Origin of the sequence: Mycolicibacterium lutetiense (assembly GCF_017876775.1) — a bacterium.
Taxonomy (GTDB): Bacteria; Actinomycetota; Actinomycetes; order Mycobacteriales; family Mycobacteriaceae; genus Mycobacterium; species Mycobacterium lutetiense.
On the sequence record NZ_JAGIOP010000003.1, the window covers coordinates 87181 to 112579 of the forward strand.

Below are 25399 nucleotides of genomic sequence, written 5' to 3' on the forward strand. Positions count from 1 at the left end.
TGGACCGCACCACCGAAGGTGCCGCACACCATGCACGCCCATGGTTCACAAAGTCTAAGGCGCGCAACGCGACACACCACTGCGCGCCGCGCCGCTCCCCCAGCCTGGACCTAGGCCATGCCCCAGACTTCGTGGCTCATGGCGACCGGCATTCGCCCCTAGGCAGCAAACGCGATGGCGAATCGGATGCTAGCCGCAATAGGGTCTCCGACGCGCCGCACAGCGGCGCCCCAGGCGCGGAGCGCTATAGGTGGGACCGTCTCGAAATCAGCTCCGCTACGCGCACGGGTCGTTGCATTGAGTTGGATTCCATGCGACACCTAATACCCCGCTGCGGCCACTGCATGGCGGCGTATACTGCGAAAAACCGCATGTCAGACGTGGTGACACACGTGCACCGACGCCTTGCCCGATACCTGAGTCGATACCTACTGCAATACCAGTGGCAATACCTGGCGGCAGGTGTGCACACATATCGCGTAGACCGCCCCGGGCGCTACGCTGGAGAAAACATCACCGCCCGTGCGCAGGCAAGCATGAAGCGGGGCCATGATGGATAACAGCAACGATGCACGCACCCATATTGGTCCATGCATGCCGCGCTCGACCGTGTCCCAGATGCCTCAGAAAATTGCGTCCACAGTTCGGCGTGTCGCATTGGTTTCAGTGGGTTGCACTGCCGGATGCGACATTCCGGCTACAACACCGCCTGCCATGGTGGGCTGTATGCGGTGCACCGTTATGCGGCCTGTCGGGATCACAACCGTGACACACACGGTGGCCGCAGCCGCGCCGTCCATGCGAGTTCAGGTGCAGCGCCAGGCTTGTCAGCAGACTCGTTGCCCTGCTGAGGTATCAGTAGGAATCGCCATCGGCCCGCATATGGGCTCCGCAGTGGGGGATCACATCGCGTCGCCAGTTGCGCGCTCAGTAGGAACCAGCACCTGGGGCATCGCCGTCTGTGTTGCGTATCGCGGGGTATGTGTCGACGTTGCGGTCGCTGCGCGAGACCTTGTCTGGCGCAATGTGCGCTATCGAGCAGCAACCACCACATGTGTTCACGCCTGTGCCAGCGTCGAGCAGCGCATAGGGGGAACCACTGTGCGTGACTTCCCGGCAGCTGAAAGCTCTCTGCCGCTCAAACGCCGGTCTGCATCTGCGACCTGGGGTTTTAGCGGCGGTCGCGTCGCGCTCACGCGCCGAGTGCGCGAAACTGCGTCCTGGCGTGGCTCCACGCGCCCTCAAGTGCCCGGCGGGCGTTGTCTATCGCGGAAGGGCACGATCGTCGCCCTCCGGCGCCGTGGGGGACTTTTACCTGGTCATTGGTTGAAACTGACGTCCAGTAAGAGCGGTTGGACCTCCAGACATTCGTCTGGGCAGCTGATTCGCGTGCTGGTCGAGCACATCACCGCCCCGGGCGATTTGACGATCCTCGTCGAGCGCGACCGCTACCAGAAGAAGCGGGCCTTCGCGTCAGTGGGCATCTGGACGACCGACACAAAGTTCACGTCCTACCTGTCCAACCGATCCCAGCTGGGATCGGAACCGTTAGGACACTGTCTCGGAGTCGACATCAACGGCCAGCGCCTGGCTTAGAAGTTCGACGGCTGCTCGCCAGAGTGTGTGCGGGTTTCGACGGTAGTAGACGCGGCCCATACCGTCTTGGCGGCTAATCAGGCCGGCGGCGGTGAGGTCTTTGAGTGGCTGCTGGATGGCGCTTTGTGCGGCGAACCCGAGTTCTATCGCGAGGTCACTGGGGTTGACCAGCCCGTCGCTGCGCGCGATTGCCGCCATGACGGCGAGTCGATGTTTCTGGCCGAACACCACCCGGGAGAGTTCCTGAACTCTCGCGGATTGGGCGTACGACGACACGCCTGACATGCTATTACAGGATTTCTGTTACAGGTTTCGTGTTACTGATATTCTGTTACACGAATACTGTAATGCCTGGTCACAGCTAGTTCAGGCAGTCCAGACGGAGGTTCACGATGGCGGCGCAGTCAGCTACAACCGCGGAGTCGTCAACGCGGCGACGGGGACAATGGCGCAACCGGGAGAATCGTGCTTCTCCGAAGTACTTGGCCAAACGGGTGAGCGAAGCCGACCACGAGATCGTCACGCAGTTCGCTGACGCTCACGGTGTGAAAGTTTCCGAGCTGCTGGCCCCGTACATCGATGATCTGATTCGGCGCGCTCGCGATCACCGCGAATCAGCCACTGCACGCGCTTCCTGATTCGCTCCTGCCGTCAAACGGGAGCAGCAGCTAGGAACAAAGACCCAGGCAGTTCGGAGCCGGCCGCCGCACATGCGCCACCGGTCGTGCCGTTTCAGAGCACTAGCTGCATGTTGGTGGCGAGTATGCGGCCGCCGAGGATCGTGTGAATGATGTCGAGGGATTCTCGTTCCTCATCGATGTCGTCGCGTTCGGGTGGACCGGTGGCCATAACGTCATCGACCCAGGCGGCGTGTTCACTGGTCGGCGCTGCGCCGACCGCTTCGATGCTTGGTTGGCGTTGCTGTGCAAGGTCGTCGAGCCATTTGTGCCACGTGCGACGTTCGGTCCGGTGGCGCTCGAGGCGTTCTTCGCGTTGTTCGTGTAGGTGGTGTTGAGTCGCGATGGCATCGAGGCTGGTCTGGCCGGGAGCGACGGTGCCCCATCCGGTGCTGGTGACCAGGCCGACGATTTCGAGGTCAGTGATCATGCGGTCACCGGTCGCGCGGGGGAGCGCAGCAGCGGCGTAGAGATCGGCCTTGCTGGTGAGGCCGTGGTGTGCAACCAATTCATAGAGCCGGCGTAGGTGTGGGCCGAGCACGCTCCAGGCCGGATGGACTGGTTCGATGCGGACTCGTTGTGCGCTCGCCGGATCGTTGGTGACTCGGTTTTGCATGGTCAGCGCGTACACGTCGGCATCTCGGCCGATGGCTTGTCTCGTGCGCAGAATGGGTGAACCGGGCCGGTCGCGCAATTCGGCCAGTACCCGCCACACCGCATCCTCGCTGAGAAGCCCGCTAGCGATCGACAGGGTTCGTCCACCCACACCCACCAGCCATACGCCTGCGCGTTCTTCTCCGGCAGTGTGAGCGTAGAAAGCCAGCGCTTGCAGCACTGCGATCACCGTCCAGCGGCACCGCTTTCCCGCGTATTCGGCATCTGCCCATGCGACGGCGTTGGCAAGCCAGCGCCGTAATTTTTCCGGTCCACGCCAGCCTTTGTGGATCCCCCCCGGTGAGTAGTTCTGTTCTTTGTGCCGCGCATGTGAGGAATTTATGACGTTGGTGACGTACCAGGTACTGGCCTTGGTCCAGTCTCGTTGGAGGGCTTGTTCGGCGCGGGCTGCGTAGCGTTGGTATGCGGCACCAAGTCCGCGGTGCCATTCGGCTCCTGGGGCGATGCGGGCTCGCAGGTCGTCGAGGCTGTGGCCACGGGCGAATGCATTGACCACGACTGACATTCGGGGCTCGTGGCGCGATGTCCCGTCCCCTGTGGCCTTCGGCCGGGTCCAGGTGGATCGGTCGGGGTTGATGTGTCCGTGGCGCGCGAATGCCTCGACGTCGCGGGGCAGGGGAGTGGTGCGCCAGTAGGTGGATTTGAGTCGTGCGTGCTCGCCGTGTCCGTCGAGCACATCGTTGATGCTGAGGGCGTCTGGGGCCGGCGTGTTGGGTCGGTCTTGCGGGCTGGTTGGTTGCAGGGCGCCGAGCAGCATGGACAGCTGTGGCAGTAGATCGGGGGCGGACCTGGTTGTGAAGGCGTCGATGGCCTCGGTCAGGGTGCCATCGAGCTGGCGGTAGCCTCCGCGTTTGTCGGGGGATCCGGGCACGCTGAGGCAACCGGTGACCGGGTTTGTGTTGGGGGTGATGTCCAGGGTGGGCAGTCGTGCGGCTAAAAGCCGGACCAGCGTTTCGATTTCGTCACATGACGCTGTGGTGCCGATGGCCAGTGGGCAGATGAGGTGACGTCCGCCGGCGGAACGGTCGGTGACGATGGCGCCACCGCACGAGGAGAGCCACATCGCGGCGGTCTGCAGATCGAGGTCGGCCTGCTCGTGGCTGACGCGGCTGGCATCGAAATCGAGTCCGATGATGTGCGTGCGGTTCTTGGCGTGGATGTAGACCGCGGCAGGCCGCTTCGGCAGCGCATCGCTCCGCCTCGCCGTATCTGAGTACTTCTGGGTACCTGGGTTATAGAGGCGAACATAGGTGCGCCCGGGCGCGGCCATCAGCCGTGAGAGTTGTTTCCACACCTGTTGTGGGCCAGCGGGTGTGGGGGTTGCCAGCGTCACCGATGTCCCCAGGCGGGGTAGCTGGTTGGTGACGGGCTGGGTGGGCGTGTGCTATTGCGGCTCACCAGGGCGTCCTCTATCCTGGAGCCAACCCGCGTGGTTGGTTCCAAACTTGTTCTGGGTATTGAGTTGTGGGCCTTCTGGATCGAAGGTGGTGCTTCGGTTCAGAAATCAGATCTCCCCGCTTCGGCGGGGTTTTCTGCTTTGTGGGCCCGGTATGCGGGGTCCGCAGCTGTGGTGGTTGTTGCCTCCTGATGCCGATGTTGACTGGGAGTGTGTCACGCAGCGCGCGGATTATCCGAGCAGACACGCTGGTCAGGGCGCGGGTTTCTGCATGGTGGCGGTATCGCTATCGGACAGGCGGAGCAGCGCCGGTGCCTGTTTCTTCGCTGTCGGGGTAGGTAGGGCGGTCACGCGGATGCCGGGCAGTGCTGATGGTGTGTGGTGTTCCTTTCCCAGCTGGTGCTGACCAGTGTTAGGCGGGGTTTGCCGTGGTGGCGTGCATGCGGTGCGGCGTGTCCCCAAAGTCAACAATTTTCAACATCGGTCGTTGATCTGCCCTGCGCTCCAACATGTTTCGTCAAACAGCCGGTCATTCCGAGCGACAATAGGGCAATGCGACCGCAAAAGCTCTAGGCCAGGTCAATATCGGGCAAATGTGGCTGGGGCATTAGAAATCGCCGGTCGTGACGGTTTACCGTCCGCGGTATGACAGCTTGGGCTGAAACGATGACAGGAAACCTGCTGAACTTCTCGCAGGTTCTAGGTGGCGGCTCGGCGCCGATGTCGCCGCCACGGATGCCCGCGCCACCATTGTCTCCAGATGCCACGGTGACCATTCCCGCGATTGACGACCGTCGCGACATCACCGACAAGCAGCGAGCGGTGTTGGCATACCAGGGCATTGATCCTGAAACTGCGCCCTTGTCTGACATCAATCATGGCCTGGGCCTGCCCAAGCAAGCTCCAGCTCCCAACAGCCCGCCTCCCGCTCCGCCGGCGCCCGTGACCCCGGCCAGCAACAGCGGCACCCCTGCGGTGACACCCGTGGGCGACGGTCAGCACGACGGCGATGGGCAGCTCAGCGGGGCGGCAGCAGATGTTGCCAAACGTCTCGACGAAACACTCGGCAAGAACAGGTCGGCGATCAACAATGCCGACGAGCAACTCGCTGATGCGATTCTCAAAGCTCAAAGCTCAAGCGAGGCAGGCAAAGCCAAGCTCAAGCAGTTGCAGGATTCGATCATCGACCAGGTGCAGAAGCTCAGCCCCACCTTGGATACCCAGGCTGGACAGCAGCAACTCGCGGAATTTCTGCGGGGCAAGGCTTCTGAGATTCTGAACGTCGCCAACACTGCCGAGCTGGACGCAAAGTCTCATGCAGCGTTGCTCGACGGAGTAGCCGCCCAGTTGGACGCGATCGGCGACGGTGACCACGGTAAGGCAGGCAACCAGGGCGAACCGGGCGACCCGGAGCAGCAGAACCAACCAGGGGGCGATCAGCCCGCGGCGTCTCCTGCCGGGGCGGCGCCCTCTGATGCTCCGTTGCCGAGCGATCCGCTGCTTGATGGACTGGCCTCCGACCCGCTCATGCAGGGGCTGGGCTCGCTGTTGGGACCGGCGGCGGGGGCACTGGGTGGACTGCCTCAGATGATGGGCGGGATGATGCCGGGGATGGGCGGCGGCGGTGGTTTGCCGTTGGGCGACATCGGATCTGCGATCGGATCTGCGATCCGTGGCGGCGCCACCGATGGGCCAACTGATCCGCTGACTGATCCGCCCCTGAACGACAAGGCCGAGGACAAACCCGATACGGACGACAAGGGTGAGGCAAAGCCTGCTGACGACAAGCCCGAAGACCACACTGCCCAGACGACCCCTGCGGCCGCTCCTGCCGATGCCGCGACGCCCAATGCCCCGCAGGCTCAGCCCGGGCAGGTCGAACAGGCCGCGGCCAATGACCTCAAAGTCAAGCTGCCTCAGTCCGGTGACGAGGTGCCCGTGGCCAACGCTGCCCTCAAGAAGGCTGGCGACGAGGTCTTGTCGGGCAAGTCGATCGATGACGCATACCGGAACGCCGGTCTGGCCATGTCCCCACCTGGGGCACCGATCACCAAGAACATGGTGTCGCGTTCGGAGGGCCTGGAATTCGGAGATGTCGGCCAGTTCACCGATCACCGAGTGATGGCCCTGGGCAACGACAAGGTGTGGGACAACGGCCGCGAGATCCCACTCAAGGATCTGCAAGTCGGCACCACATTCCTGGGATGGGAACGCCCGCATACGACCCAGCCTGTGATCGCGGCAACGGCGACCACCCCGACACCGCCCAGCAGGACGTAGCACTAGTGTCCGCCAACCCGTTTCGAGCAAATAGCGACTTCGCATGCCAGCACTCGGCGTGCGCGTTGATTGCGGCCAGCGGCTCGCTGCGTCGATTACTGAAACCCACCCTATCTGAGCAGGAGTAATGTCATGTCCGTGAACGAATTGCGTTTCACCTCGGATGATCTGCGGCTGGCCGCCACAAAATACGAGGCCACCGCCGACCGCTACGCTGCCGCGCGCAACGAGAACGCACGTGCGGCACAGGACACCGAGAGCTGGGGGCCGCTGGCCTACGAATCGCGTCGGGCAGCGATCGATGCGATCAACGCACGCGAACGCGCGTTGACCGCCGAGGAGGAAAAGAATCGGGCGATGGCGCGGCAGCTGCGAATGACTGCCGACCAGTTCGACGCCATGACCGAGCACAACGCCGCCAACCTCACCATCAACCGGGACTGAGGACGCGACGGTGTTTGAAGCTGCCAGCCGCGATGAGTCGATCATCGTCAGGGTCGGGCGCAACGGTGACACGGCGGGTGTGCAGCTCGAACCGCCAGCGATGAGGCTGGCTGACGATGTGCTGGCCAGCCGGATCGTTCGGCTCAGCACACTGGCTTATCTGCGCTCGCAACTTGCGTTGCGTGAGGAAATGTTCCGTAATCGGGTTGAGGGCATCTCGACGCGGCTGCCCACGGCGTCTCAGGTCGAGGCGTATGCAGCCACGATCGACTTCTAGCACGGGCAAGGGGGGAAGCAAGTGGTGGCGTTCTACGCGAACGACGCGGGCCTGGCAACAGTAGCCGGCCAGTTGCATAACGCCTCGGTGGGTTTGATGCAGCTGGCTGCCACACCGCCAGCCCATCCGGCCCTGGCCGCTGACGAGACGTCGACGACTGCAGCAGCACGGCTATCAGAGCACGGTGTGGTGCTGGCTTCACGCGCGGCCGACGCTGCCCAGGTTCTGTTGGCCGCTTCCCGAGCTGTCACCGAGATCAGTCGCGTCTCGGTGGAGATGGATGGGCAGAACGCCAAGGCACTCGCCGCGGTTCACCGCGGGCCTACCGACGGGGTCGCCCCGACGTTCGTCCCGGCCGTCACCAGCGATGTCGTCGCGCCGGATGTGCCGATTGCGCCCGCCGCACCTCGCTACGGGAAGATTTCGGCTCAGATCATGGAGAACGGCCACTCCGATTCGGGCAGCACGTTTAGCAGTGCGTGCGCCCGGTACGGTGCGATGTTCAACGGGTCGGCGGTGGCGTCGCGGTTGGCCGCTCAGACAATCGAGAGTGAGGCGCTGCGAGGCAACACCGCCCCAGTCCTCGCCTCGGCGTTGCGGCGATTCGCCACCTGGGCCGACTCGATGCAGCAACACTCCTCGACTCTGGCGTCGGCGGCCACTGGCCACCGCGATCGTTTCGGCACTGCCCAAAGCGACACACCACGCTCAGCGGCATTCACCAGCAAGGAACGCGAACTCAGCCAGGCCCAAGCGCTCAATGCCCGCTTCGGAGGCGCCTACTCCGCAGTGGTGACGAAACTGCAAAGCGACCTCGTGGCGCTGAACACCCGCGCAGGGGTGGCCTCCCAGACTTATCACCTGGGCGAGCTTCCCGCCGCGCCTCCACCGCCGCCGCCAGTGGTCCCGGTCGTGGCACCCGCCACGCCAGAGCCAGGCCGAGTACCGCAGGAAGGACAACCGTCCTCGCGCCCCGAGGCTGCTGCCGATCAGAGCCCAGGAAGCACCGATGTCGGCGACGATCTTGGCGCCGCCGGGGCTGGCACCGACGAGCCGCTGGATCTTCTCGGTGACCCCGCGTTAACCGGTGAACAACCCGGTGACCCGATGTCTCAGGCCGGGCCTTTGGTGGCGATGTTGCCTGGTGTCCTTGCCGGGGTGGTCGGTGGTGCGCTGGGGGCATTGACCAGCTTGCCGGCCGCGGCCGCGCAGCAGGCGCAGTCAGCGATCTCGCAGGCCGGGCAAGCTGTTGAGGGACTGGCTAAAGGTCTGTCCGAACCTGACATGCCCGACCTGGACGCCTCCGATCTGGGCAGTTCGTCAGCGGGCCTCGGGGATATTGGTGGTGGCGGTGGAGGTTCTGGTTCGACCGAACCCGCCGGTGTATCAACGGATCTGCCACCGGCATCTGGTGGAATGCTGGCTCAGGCCGGACCGGCCAGCGCGCCTGCTCCCTTGCCGACTGGTCCCGCTGCAACTGCGGCGAGTACCCAGCCTGGTGGGATGATGGGCGGGATGCCGATGATGCCGCCCATGGCCGGGGGGATGGGCCGAGGAGGCGGCGGGGGCAGTAAACCGATCGCTGAGCCTGACAAGAAGATCATTGTTCCCGTGGAGCCGAACTCCGAGTTTGTCAAAGGCGAAGTGCCGCGCAGAGTGGCCGCCGAGGCTGCCGACGTCACCAACGACCATCGGGCCGCGAGCCGAAGCGCCGAGGAAGCTGACGTGGTCGTGACGTCCTCGCGACGCCGCCGCGTTGAAATGCCGAAGGATGACGACTAGTGACCGTCTACGAGTACCCGGATTACGCGGCCCACGCTGAGATGGTCGCAGGAATGAAAAACCGCATCGAGCGGATGACCAAAGTCTTGGCCAAGCTCCAGCAGGAATGGGACGACTGCGCAATTGACGCCGCCAGCGGCAACCGGGACGTCTCGCTGACTGTGGATTCCAAAGGCAGGTTGATGTCGTTGTCGCTGGCCGAAGGCTGCACCGTGCGCTACGACCACGTCGGCCTCGAAGAGTTGATCAACGCAACGCTCAAGAGCGCTGTAAAAGCAGCCAGAATTGAAGCCGCAGACATCGAAAAAGACATCAGCGTCGACGTCCACACGGCACAAAACAGCTAAGAAGGCGCCTCTCCACCCCCGGTCGGGCCAATCCAGGTGGGAACGTCACCGTGGACACCCCGAACTCGCAGAACACACCCACCTGGCGTTCTGTCCGCCGGCGCTTGGAACAGGCGGTAAGAATTGAAGCCGATTGAAATCGGAATTCGGCGCCCGACGTCGACACAGCGCAAATCGGTTAATACCGCTAGAAAAGTGTCTGAGGGCGGCGGTACCGTTGATGCATGCAGGCGCTCGAGGCACGTAGGGGGAAATCGCGATGCCAGCTGTAACACGAACGACGGTCCATCAGGACGCCCACGCTGTGGTTGCCCAGGCAATGGTCGCAGCGGAAACCGACCTGGTCGAGACCTCCGCTAGCTCGGCGGCCGCCTCGTCGGGGTTGGCCGCACGCGCCCACCCGCACCCATTTTCGGCGGCCGTCGCTGCGAGCGAGTCCGAGGTTCGGACCGAATTCTCGGCGGCACGCGGCGCCTTGGGCGTCAAGAGTGTCGCCATGGGAGGAGCTGCGCTAATGGGCGTCGCCGCCCTCGAGGAGACCGACACTGCGAATGCCGTGGATTTGAGCCCTGCGGAGGTCCTGTAGAAATGGCAATTCATCCGACCTACGCGCCACCGGCTCAACCGCCTGAAGCTCAAGCGGCTCAACCGCTGCCACCAACCCAGGCACCGCCACCGATCCAACAGCCGCGTGCCGGTCGGCGGTGGGGTGAGATGATCCTGGTAACGATCACGCTGTTGGTGGCGTGTGCCGCGGCCGCCTTGTCGGGCATCGCTTTGTCACGCAATCAGGTGGTCGCCCCGTCTAATCCTCAATCAGCTTCACCGAGTGTGCAGGCCCCGACTTCCGCCGAGACTGCGGCCGCAAAGAATGCTGCGTGCAGCGCGTGGGACGACGCGTCGCAAGCGATGGTGACAGCTCGGCAACCGTTCCTTGATCTGTCCAAAGTCGGAACACAGTGGACGTGGAGTGATCCGGCGATCGCGCAGACACTTGGTCAGGCGCAGTCAGGCATCATGATCCAGATCGAATACCTTCGCCAGCATGTCCCCTCGGCGACTCCTCCCGAGTTGGCCAGCGCGATCACGGATTTCAACGCCGCCAATATCGATCTAGCGGCTCTTGATGGACAGCATCAGTCAGCCGCAGTGGCTAATGCGGCGGCCGAGCGAACTGACAAGCTGGCGACAAAGATCCGCGAATTGTGCGGGTCGTAAACAATGCCCTCCGTGTCGCCACCGGGTGGTTCCGGTTCGGATCGGGTGTTACCGTCCTGGATGTGGCCGCCTGACGACGGCTCCATTGGCGAGTCGGCTAAGTGGCATGACAATCAGAGGGCGGAAGCTCGACGCAAGGCGCAGAGTTTTCGCAGCATCGCTGAAGGATTTACTCGTACTACCGAAGGCCACCTCAGCGAGGCCGCCATCAAGGGCTATCACCGCCAGGCCATCGACTACGACCACCTCGGCGACATCGCCGAGGCGAACGGGCGTGCCGCGCGCACGGTCGTAAGGTTGCACTACGACCTCAGCAGAGCTCTAGATGACATTGACGCGCGAGGTCAGCAAAGTCTCTCCGCGAGCCCAGCTGCCATGCACCCTGGGATACGAGCTGTAGTGGTCGGTGATGCCGAAGCCACTATTGCCGGATACACCGATGCCGCCACGGCCGCTTACGCACGTGCCAAAGCGGAATCCACACGAAGCTATCAAGCAATGGGGATGCGCCAACACGGCAGCGTCGACGACGACTCGTCAACGAAAGCACTCGACAACAGGACAGGTCAACGGGGCGACCCACAGTCCTCCAACGAGGCCAAGCAAAGTGCTGGTGAACGGGGCGACGCGGCGAGCAAAGTCGATGGGTTGCCCCATAGCAATCAAGCCAGCGCGGGACGCACCAGCGCTGGCAGTAGAGGCGACGCGTTGCCATCACCACCACCTGGCGACGAGACGGTCAGTGGCGGTTCTGGCTATCGCGGTGACGCAATAGCAGGTTCGGCGCCTCCATCAGCGACAGCGCCACCCGCTCGGTCGTCGATTGCTTCCCCGCTGACTAGTTCAGGAGGGCTAGGCGGCGGGCTCCCGAGTGGCGGTAGCCCATCGTCCGGGGGACTAGGAGCCGGCGGACTAGGTTCTAATCCCTTGTCGACGTTGACTTCTGGTATGGGCCGGATGCCGCAGACTTCGGGTTTGACGCCTCCAGCTAGCAGTTCGGCGCTGCCGCCGTCCGGGTTGGGGACGGGTGTGGATCCGGCGTCTTTTAGTCGTGCGGTTTCGGCTGGCAGTGCTGCGGCTGGTATTACTTCTTCCCCGGTCGCTCCAGCTCCGCCGTTGGCTGGTCCGTCAACACCGGCGGCGACGGCGGGTGTGGGTCCTTCTCCGGTGTCTGGTCCTTCTGCTGTTCCTGCGGGTTTGGCGGGTTCGGGGCAGCATGTGCCGACTTCGGGACCTGCGATGCCTGCCCCTGGGATGGGGGCACCTGGTGCTGGTGGGATGTTGTTGCCGTCTCCTGGGTTGGGTGCGCCCGCTGCCGCTGGTGGTGCGGCGACGGTGCCTGCGTCGATGCCTGCAGCTGGGGCTCCGTCGTCGGCCGGGTCCGGTGGTGGGGGATCTGCGGTAGCTTCTGGACCGACCTTGGTACCGGCTGGTGTGGCGACTCCGGTGGCTGTTTCTCGTGGCCCGGGTAAGCCGTTGTCGGCGGACGTGCTTTCTGCGGCGGCGTTGACGTGGGAGTTGGCGCGGGCTGGTGACTTGCGGCTGTATCCGATGGACTGGGCGGTTGGTGTGTTCCGTTCGCCAACTGGTACTGAGACTGTCGTGATGAGCGGTGATGGCTGGGGTTATGTGCCGGTCGGGGTGTTTTTGCCGCGGTCAGCTCGGTTGTTGGTGTCGGATCCGTTGGTAGACGATGCTTTTCGGAACGTGTGGTTCGGTTGGGCTGATCCTGCCCGGATCATGGTGGAGTATGCAAAGCTTCGCGTTGAGGGCGATTGGAAGCTGGTGGCGGCGGCGACGACGGGTTCTGCCGATTCGCTTCGTGAGGCTGGCGTGGATCACACGGTGGTGAATCGTCGTGAGGAGGGTCGGCCGAAAGGGTTGCCGGCGGATTGGGAGCCGCCGGTTCTCGATAGGCAGCATCAACATCGGTTGGAGCTGGGCTATCCGGATTTGTTCGGGCGGTTGGAAAAGCTCAGTGGTGTCGGGCGGCGCTATCAGGAGCGGGTGATTTACCCGGTGAGCGCTGCGCTGATGGAATGTTTGGTTGGCGTTGAGGAGATCCCGCAGGTTCTGCGGTCGGGGTGGCATACGGTCAGCTGTGCTGGTGATCTGAACGCGGCTGAGTGGTCGGAGTTCGATTCGGCGTGTGCCGAGATCTTCTTGTCGGTGGGTGCGAAGCGTCCAGGGGGGATTACGGACACTCCGGGTCACCCGCAGGAGGTGCCGGTGGCGATCCACCAGTACTACCGGGGGCAGTGGGTCTTGGCCCGGGCTATGGAGCATTTCGGTGGATGGGCTGGGGCTGCGATGCCGTTGTCGGACATGGTGTATGCGGCGATGGCTGCCGAGCGTTTCGACGTTCGGGCGGTGCTGGCGGAGCCGTTGCGCGCTGTGGAGGAAGACTGCGCATAATTGGTTAGCGTTAAATTTGTACGCGGCCGTAGCGCGTGAAGTCGAGGTGGCGGTACTGTCCGGTTTGTGGAGGGAAACGTAGGTTCTTCTGGGCCGGATGCTGGCGGGCCGTGGGGGCGTCCTGGCGTGACGGGTGGGGATCCGGCGAAGCCGGATAGCCGGTTTGGCCGGGGGCTGGGCTTGGCGACGCGCACTCAGGTCAGTGGTCATTATTTCGAGCGTCGTCGTCTTGGTTTGGCGTTCTTGCGTCGGGCTGAGCCGATGGAGGGTGACCCTGAGCGGTTGCGCAAGGTGCTGTTGCTGGTGTCTGCATGCCTGAGTGTGGCGGTGTTGATCGGTGCGCTGGCGGTGGGGTTTTTCCGGCCGGCGGGGTTGATCGACGATTCGACGACCATCGTTGGGGTTCGTGAGACCGGGGCGTTGTACGTCATGGTGGACGGGCGCCTGCATCCTGTGTTGAATCTGGTTTCCGCTCAGTTGATTTCGGGTCGGCCAGATATGCCCAAGTGGGTCAACCAGGGCGAAGCCGACCGGATTCCGCGCGGCGTTGAGGTTGGCATCGAGGGTGCGCCGGTAGATCTGCCGCGTGTGCAGTCACCGGAAGTGTCGCGGTGGGCGGTGTGTGACACGGGTGCGACAACGATGAGCGGCTCTCCGGTGGTGACGGGGATTAATGGGGCGTTGACGTTCGGCGATGGCGCGGCTCCGTTGGGTGATGACAGTGCTGTGCTGATGTCCTTCGATGACGTGACGTATCTGGTGTACCGCGGGTGGCGGATGCCGGTGGATCTGGGTGATCGGGCGGTGACGACGGCGTTGGGGATCGCTCCGGGGGCTCCTATCCAGGTGATGTCGCGTGCACTGTTGGCGGCGCTGCCGGCCAAGGGGCCGATTGTGGTGCCGCCGGTGGCCAATGCTGGTGCGCCGTCGCAGTTCAAATGGGGCCCTGGCGTTGTGGTGGGTTCGGTTGTGTCGAGTCAGGATGTTGCGGGCGGGCCGGATCGGCTCTACGTGGTTCTCGATGATGGTGTGCAACAGATTTCGCCCGTGGTTGCCGCGATGCTGCGCCAGCGTGACTCGTTTGGGACGTCCAAGCCGGTGTCGGTACGCCCGGATGAACTCGCTGCAGCTGCGGTGCAGCATCGGCTCGATGTGGACTTCTATCCGGAGAATCCGGTCACCTTGGTTGATACTTCGGCCCGGCCGGTGGTGTGCTCGGCGTGGGAGTTCAAGGTGGGGGAACGCCAAGCTCAGATCCGTGTCGTCAGCGGGCGCGGGTTACCGATCCGACGAGAGCAGAACAAGAATCTGGTGCACTTTCAGGACGGGGGCAGCGACGGTGTCCAGGCCGATCAGGTGTTGGTGAGCGATGAGCCGGCGACGTTTGTTACCGCGACCGGGCTCGCTCTGGATTCGCCCCGCCGGCAGTCGCTCTGGTTGATCAGCGGGTCAGGCAAGCGGTTCGGTGTGCCTTTCGATCAGGAGTCGTTGAAGGCATTGGGTCTGGCTGCGGCCGGCCGTCAGCAAGGGGTCAGTGATGCGGTGCGGTCTGCTCCGTGGGCGATGGTGCAGGTGTGGCCGGCGGGCCCGGAGTTGTCGAAGGCTGCCGCGAACAAGGAACACGGGAGGGCGTGAGCGATGTCGACGGTGAAGTTCAACGGGGGGCCTCGGCAGAGACCGCCACGTGGCGTGAATACCTCGCCAATCATTTGGCCGAGTTCGCTGGAGCCGTTTCTTAGTCCTCAGCCGTTGCCGCGCACCAAGGCTCAGATCATCATGCCGATCGTGATCGGTGTGGCGGTGCTGGGAATGCTGGGCTTGATGCTTTCGCAGAAAGCGTTGCGGCAGGGGCCGATGATGGGCATGTCGCTGCTGTTCCCGGTGATGATGATCGCTTCGATGATGATGATGTTCAACAACAACCGCAGCGGTAACGGTGAAGGGCAGCCGTTAAGTCCGAGCGCGCTGGACGCTAAACGACGCAAGTTCCGCCTCGACCTAGACGAGTTGCGAGGTGAGTTGCACGAAGCGGCGCGGGCACAGTTCAACCAGGTGCAGTGGCTACACCCGGCTCCTGATCATCTGCTGGGGCTGGTGGGTTCGGATCGGCAGTGGGAACGAAGCCGGAGAGGCGGCCAGTAATGACGACAGCGCAGAGCCCGTCGAGGTTGGACCCGCATTTCGGGTTCGTCCGTTTCGGTTTGGGCAACCAGCAGTTGACCCGCAGGTTCGAGAACGTCCCGTTGCTGGGAGATTCGGCCGACTACGAGCCGACGTCCTATCAGTCGGTCGCGGCGTTTCTGGGGACACAGGATAAGGTTCGGGGCATTCCGAAGCCGGTGTCGCTGCGCAATACCCCTGGGATGGCCTTCGTGGGGCGCGGCGGCCAGATGGACGCGGTGTATGCGTTGGTTCGGTCGGTTGTGCTGCAGGCAGCGATGTTTCATTCGGACACCGACCTGAAGGTTGTGGTCATCACCGAGTCGGTGAATCGTTGGGATTCGTGGTTGAAATGGCTTCCGCATGCCCAGCATTCGACGGCGCTGGACACCGGCGGTAGCCGACGGATGGTGTGGAGGTCGGTGGCGGCCTTCAACTCGTCGGAGATGGCCAAGGCCTTACATCAGCGCGAAGGATTCACGAAGAACGACACGTCGACGATGCCGCATCTGCTGATCATCAATGATCTGGCGCGCATCGATGAGACGGAATGGAAGACGATCACCCGGGCCGAGGGTGTGGCCGGGGTGACGTTCATGCGCCTGGCCACCGAACCGGGTAGTGCTCTGGAGTTCGCGAACACGTTTGTCGTTACTCCAGAACTCATCGAACACAATGGATCTCGGTTCGCAGTTCCGGATCAAATGAGTGAGTCCACGGCACGAACCATCGCGCGTCGGATGTCGAGGTTTCGTGCGGACGCCTCGGCACGCACGGTCGTTGATGACTCGTCGAGTTTGGTTCAGCTCACTGATCTGCTGGGGATCGAGGATTTTGCGCAGCTGGATTTGACGTCGCTGTATGCCAAGACGCGGATGGGTCCGCCTTTTGAGGAGTCCGAGTGGGGCAAGGAGTGGCTGCGGTTTCCGGTCGCTCGCGACACGTTCGGAAACTTGGTTCATATCGATCTCAAGGCCGAGGACGAGGGCGGCATGGGCAGCGCCGCCGTCGTTGTGGGGACTTCTGGTTCGGGTAAGTCGGAGTTTTGGACGACGCTGCTGCTTTCGGCGGCGCTGACGCATTCGCCTGAACAGCTTCAGATTATGTTCTTCGACTTCAAGGGCGATACGACGGCGATGACGATTCGAGGGTTCCCTCATACCGTCGCCGCGCAGAACAATCTGAAAGACGATTCGCTGTGGATGGAGCGCATGTGCGATGTGCTCTATGGAGAGCTGGAGATACGCAAGAAGCAGTTGGCCCGAGCCAAGTGCCACAACGCCGCGGAGTACGAGTATCGGCGTATCCACAAGGGGGAGAAGATTCCCCCGATGCCGCACCTGTTGCTGGTAGTGGATGAGTTCACCCAGATGTTTCAAGAGTGCCCGCCCATGGTGGATGTGATCGACGAGTACACGCGGCAGGTCCGCGCGTTGGGCGTCAAGGTTTTGATGGGCTCGCAGTATCTGGGTCATCACATGTCGCGTGGCGGCATCATGGCCAACATGCCGATCCGCATCGCGCTGCGCGTGCTGGATCCCAAGGATTCGCGCGAGGTGATCGGGGTGGACGACGCGCGGTGGCTGCCCTCGAAGCCGGCCGGTGCAGGTTTCCTGCTCAGTCAAGGCCGCGACCTTCAGCAGTTTCAGACTGCGTTCGTGTCGGGGACCTATCACCAGCCGCGGCGTCGGATGGCCACTGCCGAACTGCGCGAGCAGCAGACCTACGCTCCCCCCAGGGAGTTCCTGTTAACCGGGATGGAACCTGTCTCGGTGCCGGCCCCGGTCAGCGTCGATGTGCCCGACGAGGACACCCAGGACGTGCTGTTCGGCGCCGACGGGCGAGAACTGCTCGACGTACAGGTTGCTACACAGGCATTGCACGATCGGATGCCGGACGTGGTGCTCAAGCAGAAATGGCTGCCTCCGCTGGAGGCGTTGCCGGTCGATGAGTTGGTACGCCGGCTGCGTGGCAAGCCATGGAATGTGGACTACGGAATCAACAGGGAACTGCTGTTCCCGGTCGGAGTGGAAGATCGCCCATACCAGCATCAGCAGCGGGTGTACGCGGTGAACCTGCTCGAGGACAACTGCGCGGTGATTGGCAAGCAAAATGCCGGTAAGACGGTGGCGCTGGCCACGATGATCACCGGGGCCTCGTTGATGTATCGCCAGGACAGGATTCAGTTTTTCGTCGTCGCGTGCAGCGGATCTGACCTCAACGCTGTTGAGGAGCTTCCGCATGTGAGCGCGTTTAGCCAATACAAAAAGCGCGACAAGGTTTTCGCGATGCTCAGCGAGCTGGAGTCGATCATCGAGCGGCGTGAGCAGGCTGGCGTCGACATGAAAGTGTTGCGCGAGCAGAAGTTTGGCGGTGGTCGCGGCCGAGGCACTGAAGATGCGTCTGACCCGTACGGGGATGTGTACCTGGTGATCGATGGGTGGACCGCCTTCAAGAAGGAGTATGAGGACGCGGCGCTGGCCAATGGGGTCACTCGCGTGATGGAGCTGCTGAACAAGGGCGGCAGCTATGGCGTGCACGTGATCATCGCGGGGCACTCATGGTTCGACTTCGGCACCCGGTTGACCCCGCTGTTCAACGCCAATGTCGAGCTGAAGCTGGCCGACAACGACGATCTCAACCGCAACAGCCGCGACGTGGCGCTCAAGGTGCCGCTCGGGTTCCGACCACTGCACCGAGCTGAGCCCGAATTCGGAGTCAATGGTCCCGAGGGCGCCGCCGACGAGAACCCGAGCGGCACCGAGTTGACTGAGCACGCGGGAGAACTGGACGAGGCCGAGGACCAGGAAATGATCCGCATCGTCGGCCGCGGCACGTCGATGGCTGGATTCCATTTCCAGACGGGCCTGCCACAGGTGTCGATCAACGGCATGGTCAGCGACCTGGCGGACGCCATGCCCGCCATCACCGACAAGGCCGGGCGACGCGACGAGGCACGAGAACTCAAAATGTTGCCGACACTGGTCACGCTCGACGAGGTGTTCAACCAGGCTCACGACCTGGGCATGCTCGGGGGCAAGCTGGTGCCGTTCGGGATCTGCGAGAAGGGCCTCAAGCCAGCGTTCGTGGACTTCCTCAAACACTCGCATCTGCTGCTGGTCGCCGATCCCGAATCGGGTATCACTACCGCCCTGGCCACCCTGGCGCGTTCGATCATGCGCGTGTTTACGCCGGACGAAGCCGAGATCTTTGTCGTCGACAAGGCTCACGGGCTGCTCAACGTCGTCGTTGGTCCACACCTAGGCACCTATGAGGTGACAGCGGAGAAGCCGCCAGAACTGGGCTACGGACAAATTGGGACATCGTTCGGTGCCGCCACGGCCGCGTTGGAAGCAGCCGAGGCAGCTGCGGCTGAGCCTGCACCGACCAGTGGCCAACGCCGCGAAGGGTATGTGCACACGCTCGACCAGATGCAGGCCCTGGCTGCCTACCTTGCTGAGGAACTGGCTCGGCGCCAGCCTGACGGTGAATTGTCGCAGGAACAGCTGGCGGCCGGTGTGGGCGGCTGGAAGGGCAAGCGCACGTTTGTCATCGTCGACCGTGAAGAGGACGTTCACACGCTCGGCGGCGGTGCGATGGGCTTGAGCACCGCACACCCACTGTCGCCTTTGGCCGGTTTCATGTCCAATGCCGCCGAGGTCGGCCTTCACGTGATTGTGGGGCGGCGGGTCGCGCGGTGGACAGGGGCAGGCTCCAGCCCGTTGATCAAGGCGCTGACCACGACGAATCGTCCCGTGGTGGTGATGAACAGCGACAAGCAGGAGGGCGTCGTGGCGCGGGGGATTAAGGCAGGTCCGCTGGACGTGGGGCGCGGGGTGTATGCCACTGACGGGGCGCCTGATCGGGTGCAGATCGCGATGTCGGGTCGGCAGTGCTGACCTACACCGAGCAGGCCGCGCGGCACCTGGCAGACCTGATCGACAAGGCGCGAGCAGAGCAGGGCTGGTCGGTGGCCGATCTGGCGACCCATGCGGGTGTATCGCGGCCAACGGTTTCTCGCCTGATCAATCACGCGCAAATTCCGGTGCGCCAACGCACCCGCGACGCGATCGGCATCGCGCTGGGTTGGCAGCCCGGGGCATGCGATGCGGTGCTGGCCGGCGCTCAGCTGTCGCAGACGCAGGACGTTCTGGCTGTCGGTGCTGAGGCGGCGAGCCGGTTGGCACGCGAGGTCGACCGAGCTCGGCTCGACATTGGGTTGAACAAGCTGGAGTTGAGTCGGATTGCCGGGGTGGCGCGACCGGTGGTGTCGCGGCTGATCAACCATGGGGAGGTCCCGGCACGGTTCGCGGTGCGCGATGCGATCGGGGTGGCAGTGGGGTGGGAGTCCGGAAGCTGCGAGGCGGTGTTGGCCGGCGGCGCGCCGACGATGGCGGCCTCGGCGCAATGGGCACAGGTGGTTGCCCAGCGTCTGGAGGACCTTGCCGCGCAAGCGGAGCAGGCCGCGGCGGACAGTGAGCGCCAAGCGCAGTGCTGGCACGCGATCGCCGAGAGTGCCGCAGACTCGGCGGCCGAGAGTGAGCGTCGTGCTGCGCACTGGCGCACGGTGGGCACGGATGCGCGGGCGGCGGTGCGGTTGGCGCGCCGCGGCGGCCGCGACGTACCCAATGGCAACAATGGGTGTTGAATTGCGTTGACTTCCAGGCGATATTGCGCGTTGCTGTTGCCAGCCTTTTTGCGGGCAGATTAGTCTCGGATCAGGTGGGAGACCACATAGGGAAGGGGAAATTTAGTCATGACGATGCCGTTGCTGGTTGAAACTCCGATTCTCGCGGCGCAGGGCGCCTCGGAAACGGCAGGGTCCGCGGTTGTCGGGGGTGTGCTGACCGGTGTTGCGCCGGCGTTGCTCGCTCCGATCCCGATGGGCGGGGAAGAGGTATCCATGCTGTTTGCCCAGGCAATCGCCGCCAACGCAGCACAGTTCTTGGCCGCGTGTGGCGTGGGGGTTGCCCAGCGCGAAGCGCTGGCCGCGAGCACGATCACTTCTGCGGCAGCTCACGAGATAACCGACGCGACCGCGGCCGCGCAACTGTTTCTGTAGCTGCGGTCTTTTCACGGGCTTTCCCGAGCTAGGAGTGTGTGGTGGTCGCTTACTATGGGCTGACGCCGGAGGTCAATGCGTTCCGGTTGACCATGATGGGGGCTGGTCCGGCAGCTCATGTGCCAGCGGCTGCTGGGTTTGAGACCGCCAGCGTGACCCACGCTCAGGGCGCGGTGCAGCTGGCCAACACTGCCGCAGCAACAGCCGCGACGTACTCGGGTATGGGCTCTATCGCAATGATGCAGGCCGCGACCACCCATAGCGGCTGGATGTCGACCGCGGCGATTGCGGCACAACGAAGCGCAAAATGTGTCGAATCCGGTATGGGGCTCTACGGAACCGCGGTAGCCAGCACCATTCCGTTCGGAACGGTGGTCGCCAATCGCGTGCGCGACGCAACGTTGCAGTCGACCAATATCCTCGGGGTCAACACCATTCCCATCGCCGAGACCGAAGCTGAGTACGGCGAGTTCTGGGGCCAGAACGCTAGCGCCATGACAGGGTACCTGTCGGGTGTGACCAGCCTGGTCAGCGCACTATCGGTGCCGCTTCCGATGATGCCGGGAATGGCGAATCCGGCCGAGGCGCTGGCAGCGGGTGTGTCCGCCTCGGGCATGTCTTTGGGACTGCAAGGCGCCTCAGCAGCGTTGTCGCAAGCAACGCAGGTCGGCGCGACTGGGCTCAGTGGCGCATCGTCGATGATGGGTACGGGCCTCAGTGCTGCCACGAACGGGGCGTCGACTGCGGCTGAACACGCAACACAGGGCTCGACCGCGCCGGGGATGCTGGGTGCGCCGCCCGGGTCGGCTTCCCCTTCCCGTCCCGGGGGCGCCCCAGCATCCACCGATGGCACCGGGTTCATGCAGTCAGCCCAGGCAATGATGGGGCCGATGATGCAGGCCCCGCAGGCGTTGGCGGGTGCTCCGCAAATGCTCGGCCAGGCCGGGCAGCTGCCGTCGTCAATGTTTGGGCAGGCCAGTGGGCTGGTGTCGCCGATGATGTCAGGACTGGGCGGCGGCGGTTTCGGCGGCGGGGCACCGGGATTGGGAGCTAGCGGGCTCAGCAGTGCTGGTGGGTGGTCGGGCCTGGGTCTGGCCAACGGAGGCTACGCCGGCGGCGGAGCCCCGGTCGCTGCATCGCTGAGCAAACCCGCAGGTATTGGGGTGGGAGGCTCCAGCGCCATGGCGGGACCTGTGGGAGTTCCGCAGAAGTGGTGGAATGCGCCCGGCTCGCCCGATTCGGCCGCGACATCGATGGCAGGGCCTCGGGGCGGCGTGACGGGCACAGCCGGCGGCGCGCCGATGGCACCCGGGATGATGGGGGTTCCGCCGGGCCGATCGAACGGACAACGCGGCCACGGTGAGATCAGTGAGGCCGATCAACAGGTCGTGACCGATGACGGCGCGGGCGAGGGTGTGCCGGTTTACACCGATGACGGTGGCGTCGTCTACGTCGGGGGGCGGGAGGTATGAATCCGCGAATTATTTAGCTGCGGGCGTTAGAAAGTTTTTCATTTCAGTGCAAGTGTGACTTATCGCAGCACCAACATCACGTCACCGCATTATCGAGCATGAGGGGAAATACACACGATGTTTCAGACTGATACCGATGCGATGCTGACTTCGGCGGGCCATCTCGACAACATTCGCAACGAGATCATGGGAATGCTCAATCAGTACATGACCACCAACCAGGATCTGACCTCGGGTGCGTTCACGGGTCTGGCCGCCACACAGTCGACGCTGACCGCCGAGGACGTCCTCAACACCGGCCGACAGGTCTCGGAGCGTTTCCAGGGCGTCATCGACCACATGAAGTCCTCGGCACACCAGTACGCCGCCATGAACCAGGACAACGCGGTCAAGCTCGGCCACGTGGGCGCCTAGTTCCTACATCGACCCGTTTTTCGAATCTTCAAGGAGGACACTATGAGCGGACAGCAGTCTTACGATCACGTACGGATGATTGAGCACGCGACCACCCAGACGAACATCATGAACCGTCTGGAGGAGCTCAAGCAGGAGTCGATCCACGCCATCAACTCGGTGGCCGAAATCTGGAAGGAGCACGGCTCGAACGCTGCGCAGGAAGCGCATCAGCAGATCGCGCTGGCTTTCCAGCAGGTGTTCGCCACGATCGGCCGCCATGGGCAGGCGATCCAGGGCGCGAGCCAGAACGCCGAGCACACGGACATGGCGGCGGCGGCCGGGTTCCGCAACCTGTAATGGCTGTCGCGTCGGGAGCGCGGCTATCGGTCACATCCACCGGATTGGGGCTGATAGCCGCGCTTGCTGGTATTACACGGTTGCCCGCGACGCTGCGGGTACCGCCCTCTGACGGCCCCGACCGAGCCAGCCTCAGTGCCACCCATCCCGGTATGGAGGTCTTGCAACAGGCGGGGATCTGGACTGAGGCCGGCCTGGATTGCGATGTCGAGCAGTGGATGGTCACATTGGCCCGCCCCGACATCAGGGTCGATGTTGAGGTCGATGTGCCGTCCGTGATGAGTGCCCGGTTGCTGGGTCCTGCACCGGTTTTCAGGCCTTCACACGATGAAGCAACGATCCGGCAGAATTCAACGGCAGCGATCGCCGCCTATGAGGAACTGCAACGCTGGCGCGCCGATCAGCCGGCCAAGCGAGTGGCCACATTGTGCCGGCGCGACGGGATCTGGGTGGCAGCTGCCAGAATGTGGCAGCCAGGTGCGACCAGTTCTGATGGTCAGGAACACGACGAGCTCGATGAGATCGTGGTGTCCTTGGTCGGTGACCAGCCGATCGCCACGACGGTAGCCGAGCTGCTTGGCAGCGCAGAACCCGCCGTGTTTGAGGGGATGAGCATCCAGTCCTCGGTTCTCAATGACGTTGTGGGCCAGTGGCAGCACGACCCAGAGACCAACATTGTGGCGCTGCTGGTCAATCACGGTCTGACCGTCGAGCAGGCACGCATTGTTGAGGCCTTCGCTGACCGCTCAGCGGTGCGGTCCACGGTCACCGCGATGCAAATGCGGCCCGGACGCGGCGATTGGGCAGAGCTGACGATGACCATCGCGGACACCATTTATGGCCGCGTGGTGCGCAGCGAGACCGGCTCGGGCGCGGATCTGTGGACATTGATGATGCCCGGCAATGAGCGCAGGATCCGTACCGCCTTCGACGGAGTCATGGAATCGTTGCCCAGTGGACAGGGTTGGCCTGACTACACACGGTAGTCCGTAAAATAATTACAGACGATCTTGCCGAGCGACGTAGACGCGAAAAACTGAACAGGGTTACGCTCGCTTTTGTTGAGAACAACACCAGCCTTGCGGCAACAAACATGCTGCTGACCGGGGGAGCTGAGGGGAAAATCATGAGCGAGCAAGACTTCCTGAACCGGATGGGAGCGTCTTCGTCCGACAACACCGCGGACCGGACGAATAACGGTGCACCACAACCGGGAACGCCGCAGCGCGGCCCCACACCGGGTGCGCACCGACCCGGCGCCGACGCCACAGGCAGCGCTCCCACCCACAGTCGCCCGCCGACCGGCACTCCACCGCAGCATCCCGCGCCGCCGGCCCACTACGACGACCTCACTCAGCAAATCACTCCAGATCATATCCGCGCCGCACGAACCACATACGCCCCACAGAGCGCCGCCGCCCCGCAGTATCAAGGTCGCGAATCCGTCGATCCGACGCACGGTTGGCAAGCAGGCCGCGGCGCAGTGCACCAACCAGCATCGGAATCGTCTGCACCGCAACCCAATTCCTTCGGATGGGCAGACAGTGGGTCAGGGTTTGTGTCGGCCGCTGGCAACGGGGAGCTGCTCGGCGAACAGGTCCGCGCAACCGACTTCGTCGAGACCAAGAAGATCCCGTCGAATCAGGGCTGGCGCAAATGGCTCTACCGACTGACATTCGGCACGGTCAACACCGGAGAGTCCCCGGATGAACAGCGGGTACGGGCCATGCGAGCCCAGGTCGCCGCACCCATGGCGGGCACGTTCTCGGTGGCGGTGCTCGGCGGTAAGGGCGGTGTCGGCAAGACGTCGATGACGATCATGCTGGGCTCGCTGATCGCACTGCTGCGCGAGCACGAACACACTATCGCCATCGACGCTGACCCCAGCCACGGCGCAAACCTTGCTGGACGCATTGATCGGTCGGCAGCCTCGTCCTACCACGAAATCGTCGCCGCACAGAACATCAAGCGGTATTCGGACATGCGTGCACGCGTTGGGCACAACACCGCAGGGTTGGATGTGTTGGCCTCCCCGACGCACCGAGGCGCCACCGGCAGCGCCGGTGCCGTGGGTCCGGAGTTGTATCTGCAGGCACGTGGATGCCTCGAGGAGCATTACAACGTGTTGCTGACCGACTGCGGCGTCAACATTGAAGACCCGATCGCCGCCACCGCCCTAGCGCACGCCAACGCTGTGGTGATGGTGACATCAGCGATCCCAGAAAGCGTCGAAGGCGCCGGCAAGGAGATCGATTGGCTGTACAACCATCCCGACTACCGCTCGTTGATGAGTCGGATGGTGCTGATCATCAATCATGACCGCCTGCCAGTAAACAATAAGCACCGCAAGCAGATCCGAGAGTTCGTCGACGCGGTAGCCGAGCGGTACAGCCGATGGGTACCCCGGGAACGGATCTTCATCATGCCTCATGATCCACACCTGGCGACCTCGGCCATCGTCGACATCAACGAGCTGGCCCCTGCCACCGCACGGCAAATCTTGGAAGTGGCCGCTTGCCTGGCCGGAGGCTACACCGCGACGGGAGCCGCCCAGTGACCACGCCACAAGCTGCAAGCACTGACGGTGCGGCCGCGATCGCCGATCCTGCCCCGTTGACACGCGTGGTGATCTTCGTGGGAGACGACACCGAAATGGACTTTGTGCTCCCCGCCAAAGTCGCATTGGTCGTCATTGTCGAAGACCTGATCGACTCGATCAACAAGAAGCTGCGCCGCCGCCGCCAACCGACCTTAAAGCTCGGCCCGACGTATAGATTGTGCCGGGCCGACACCCAGCCCCTCAACCCGGAGCACACCCTCGACGAAGCCGGCGTACTGGACGGGG

21 protein-coding genes are annotated in these 25399 nt (G+C 63.6%); 19 read left to right on the forward strand and 2 right to left on the reverse strand.

All coding sequences use genetic code 11. The features are described 5' to 3' along the window. Window positions 1-1548: 1548 nt before the first annotated feature. Together JOF57_RS30690 and JOF57_RS30695 are read right to left on the reverse strand one after the other, a co-directional pair. Entirely contained in the window at window positions 1549-1872 is a 324-nt protein-coding gene (locus JOF57_RS30690) for an ArsR family transcriptional regulator (RefSeq protein ID WP_407666664.1), read from the reverse strand. A gap of 456 nt (window positions 1873-2328) precedes the next feature. Beyond that, on the reverse strand, window positions 2329-4218 hold the full coding sequence (locus JOF57_RS30695) for a hypothetical protein (protein WP_234939132.1): 1890 nt from the start codon (window positions 4216-4218) through the stop codon (window positions 2329-2331). Between the two features lie 771 nt (window positions 4219-4989). On the opposite strand from JOF57_RS30695, the gene JOF57_RS30700 reads away from it, so the two are divergent. The 19 genes from JOF57_RS30700 to JOF57_RS30790 all read left to right on the forward strand — a co-directional run. Beyond that, entirely contained in the window at window positions 4990-6624 is a 1635-nt protein-coding gene (locus tag JOF57_RS30700; RefSeq protein ID WP_209923925.1) for a DUF4226 domain-containing protein, read from the forward strand. Between the two features lie 132 nt (window positions 6625-6756). Continuing rightward, window positions 6757-7068: a type VII secretion target gene (locus JOF57_RS30705; protein WP_064914652.1), complete on the forward strand. Its 312-nt coding sequence runs from the start codon at window positions 6757-6759 to the stop codon at window positions 7066-7068. A 10-nt stretch (window positions 7069-7078) separates the two neighbouring features. Beyond that, entirely contained in the window at window positions 7079-7345 is a 267-nt protein-coding gene (locus tag JOF57_RS30710; protein ID WP_064914653.1) for a hypothetical protein, read from the forward strand. Window positions 7346-7369: 24 nt separating this feature from the next. Next, window positions 7370-9127, forward strand: coding sequence for a hypothetical protein (locus tag JOF57_RS30715; protein ID WP_209923927.1), 1758 nt, complete (start codon window positions 7370-7372; stop codon window positions 9125-9127). Further along, complete coding sequence (locus tag JOF57_RS30720; protein ID WP_209923928.1) at window positions 9127-9474, forward strand: YbaB/EbfC family nucleoid-associated protein; 348 nt, start codon at window positions 9127-9129, stop codon at window positions 9472-9474. The genes JOF57_RS30715 and JOF57_RS30720 overlap by 1 nt, the downstream gene beginning before the upstream one ends. Window positions 9475-9733: 259 nt before the next feature. Continuing rightward, window positions 9734-10060, forward strand: coding sequence for a hypothetical protein (locus JOF57_RS30725; protein WP_209923929.1), 327 nt, complete (start codon window positions 9734-9736; stop codon window positions 10058-10060). A 128-nt stretch (window positions 10061-10188) separates the two neighbouring features. Beyond that, window positions 10189-10692, forward strand: a complete 504-nt coding sequence (locus tag JOF57_RS30730) for an Rv2240c family protein (RefSeq protein ID WP_209923930.1) — start codon at window positions 10189-10191, stop codon at window positions 10690-10692. Window positions 10693-12168: 1476 nt separating this feature from the next. Continuing rightward, window positions 12169-13107 carry an EspK C-terminal domain-containing protein gene (locus tag JOF57_RS30735; protein WP_209923931.1) on the forward strand — a complete coding sequence of 313 codons (939 nt, stop codon included), beginning with the start codon at window positions 12169-12171 and terminating at the stop codon, window positions 13105-13107. Window positions 13108-13233: 126 nt separating this feature from the next. Then, a complete protein-coding gene (eccB, locus tag JOF57_RS30740; RefSeq protein ID WP_307870148.1) occupies window positions 13234-14742 on the forward strand; it encodes a type VII secretion protein EccB in 1509 nt (502 codons plus the stop codon). Window positions 14743-14856: 114 nt separating this feature from the next. Further along, on the forward strand, window positions 14857-15249 hold the full coding sequence (locus tag JOF57_RS30745; RefSeq protein ID WP_209923932.1) for a hypothetical protein: 393 nt from the start codon (window positions 14857-14859) through the stop codon (window positions 15247-15249). Beyond that, window positions 15249-19166, forward strand: coding sequence for an FtsK/SpoIIIE domain-containing protein (locus tag JOF57_RS30750; RefSeq protein WP_209923933.1), 3918 nt, complete (start codon window positions 15249-15251; stop codon window positions 19164-19166). The genes JOF57_RS30745 and JOF57_RS30750 overlap by 1 nt, the downstream gene beginning before the upstream one ends. Next, entirely contained in the window at window positions 19160-19915 is a 756-nt protein-coding gene (locus JOF57_RS30755; RefSeq protein WP_209923934.1) for a helix-turn-helix domain-containing protein, read from the forward strand. Before JOF57_RS30750 ends, JOF57_RS30755 begins: the two co-directional genes overlap by 7 nt. Before the next feature lie 108 nt (window positions 19916-20023). Then, window positions 20024-20329 carry a PE domain-containing protein gene (locus tag JOF57_RS30760; RefSeq protein WP_209923935.1) on the forward strand — a complete coding sequence of 102 codons (306 nt, stop codon included), beginning with the start codon at window positions 20024-20026 and terminating at the stop codon, window positions 20327-20329. A gap of 41 nt (window positions 20330-20370) precedes the next feature. Beyond that, window positions 20371-21801: a PPE family protein gene (locus tag JOF57_RS30765; RefSeq protein ID WP_209923936.1), complete on the forward strand. Its 1431-nt coding sequence runs from the start codon at window positions 20371-20373 to the stop codon at window positions 21799-21801. Between the two features lie 117 nt (window positions 21802-21918). Then, a complete protein-coding gene (locus tag JOF57_RS30770) occupies window positions 21919-22215 on the forward strand; it encodes a hypothetical protein (RefSeq protein WP_209923937.1) in 297 nt (98 codons plus the stop codon). Between the two features lie 42 nt (window positions 22216-22257). Beyond that, window positions 22258-22554 (forward strand): hypothetical protein, encoded by a 297-nt coding sequence (locus JOF57_RS30775; protein ID WP_209923938.1) that lies wholly within the window; start codon window positions 22258-22260, stop codon window positions 22552-22554. Continuing rightward, window positions 22554-23540, forward strand: a complete 987-nt coding sequence (locus JOF57_RS30780; RefSeq protein ID WP_234939134.1) for an ESX secretion-associated protein EspG — start codon at window positions 22554-22556, stop codon at window positions 23538-23540. Before JOF57_RS30775 ends, JOF57_RS30780 begins: the two co-directional genes overlap by 1 nt. A 572-nt stretch (window positions 23541-24112) precedes the next feature. Further along, window positions 24113-25111 (forward strand): MinD/ParA family ATP-binding protein, encoded by a 999-nt coding sequence (locus JOF57_RS30785; protein WP_209923940.1) that lies wholly within the window; start codon window positions 24113-24115, stop codon window positions 25109-25111. Beyond that, the coding region (locus JOF57_RS30790) for an EsaB/YukD family protein (protein WP_209923941.1) at window positions 25108-25399 on the forward strand (292 nt) is incomplete at its 3' end. The genes JOF57_RS30785 and JOF57_RS30790, both read left to right, overlap by 4 nt.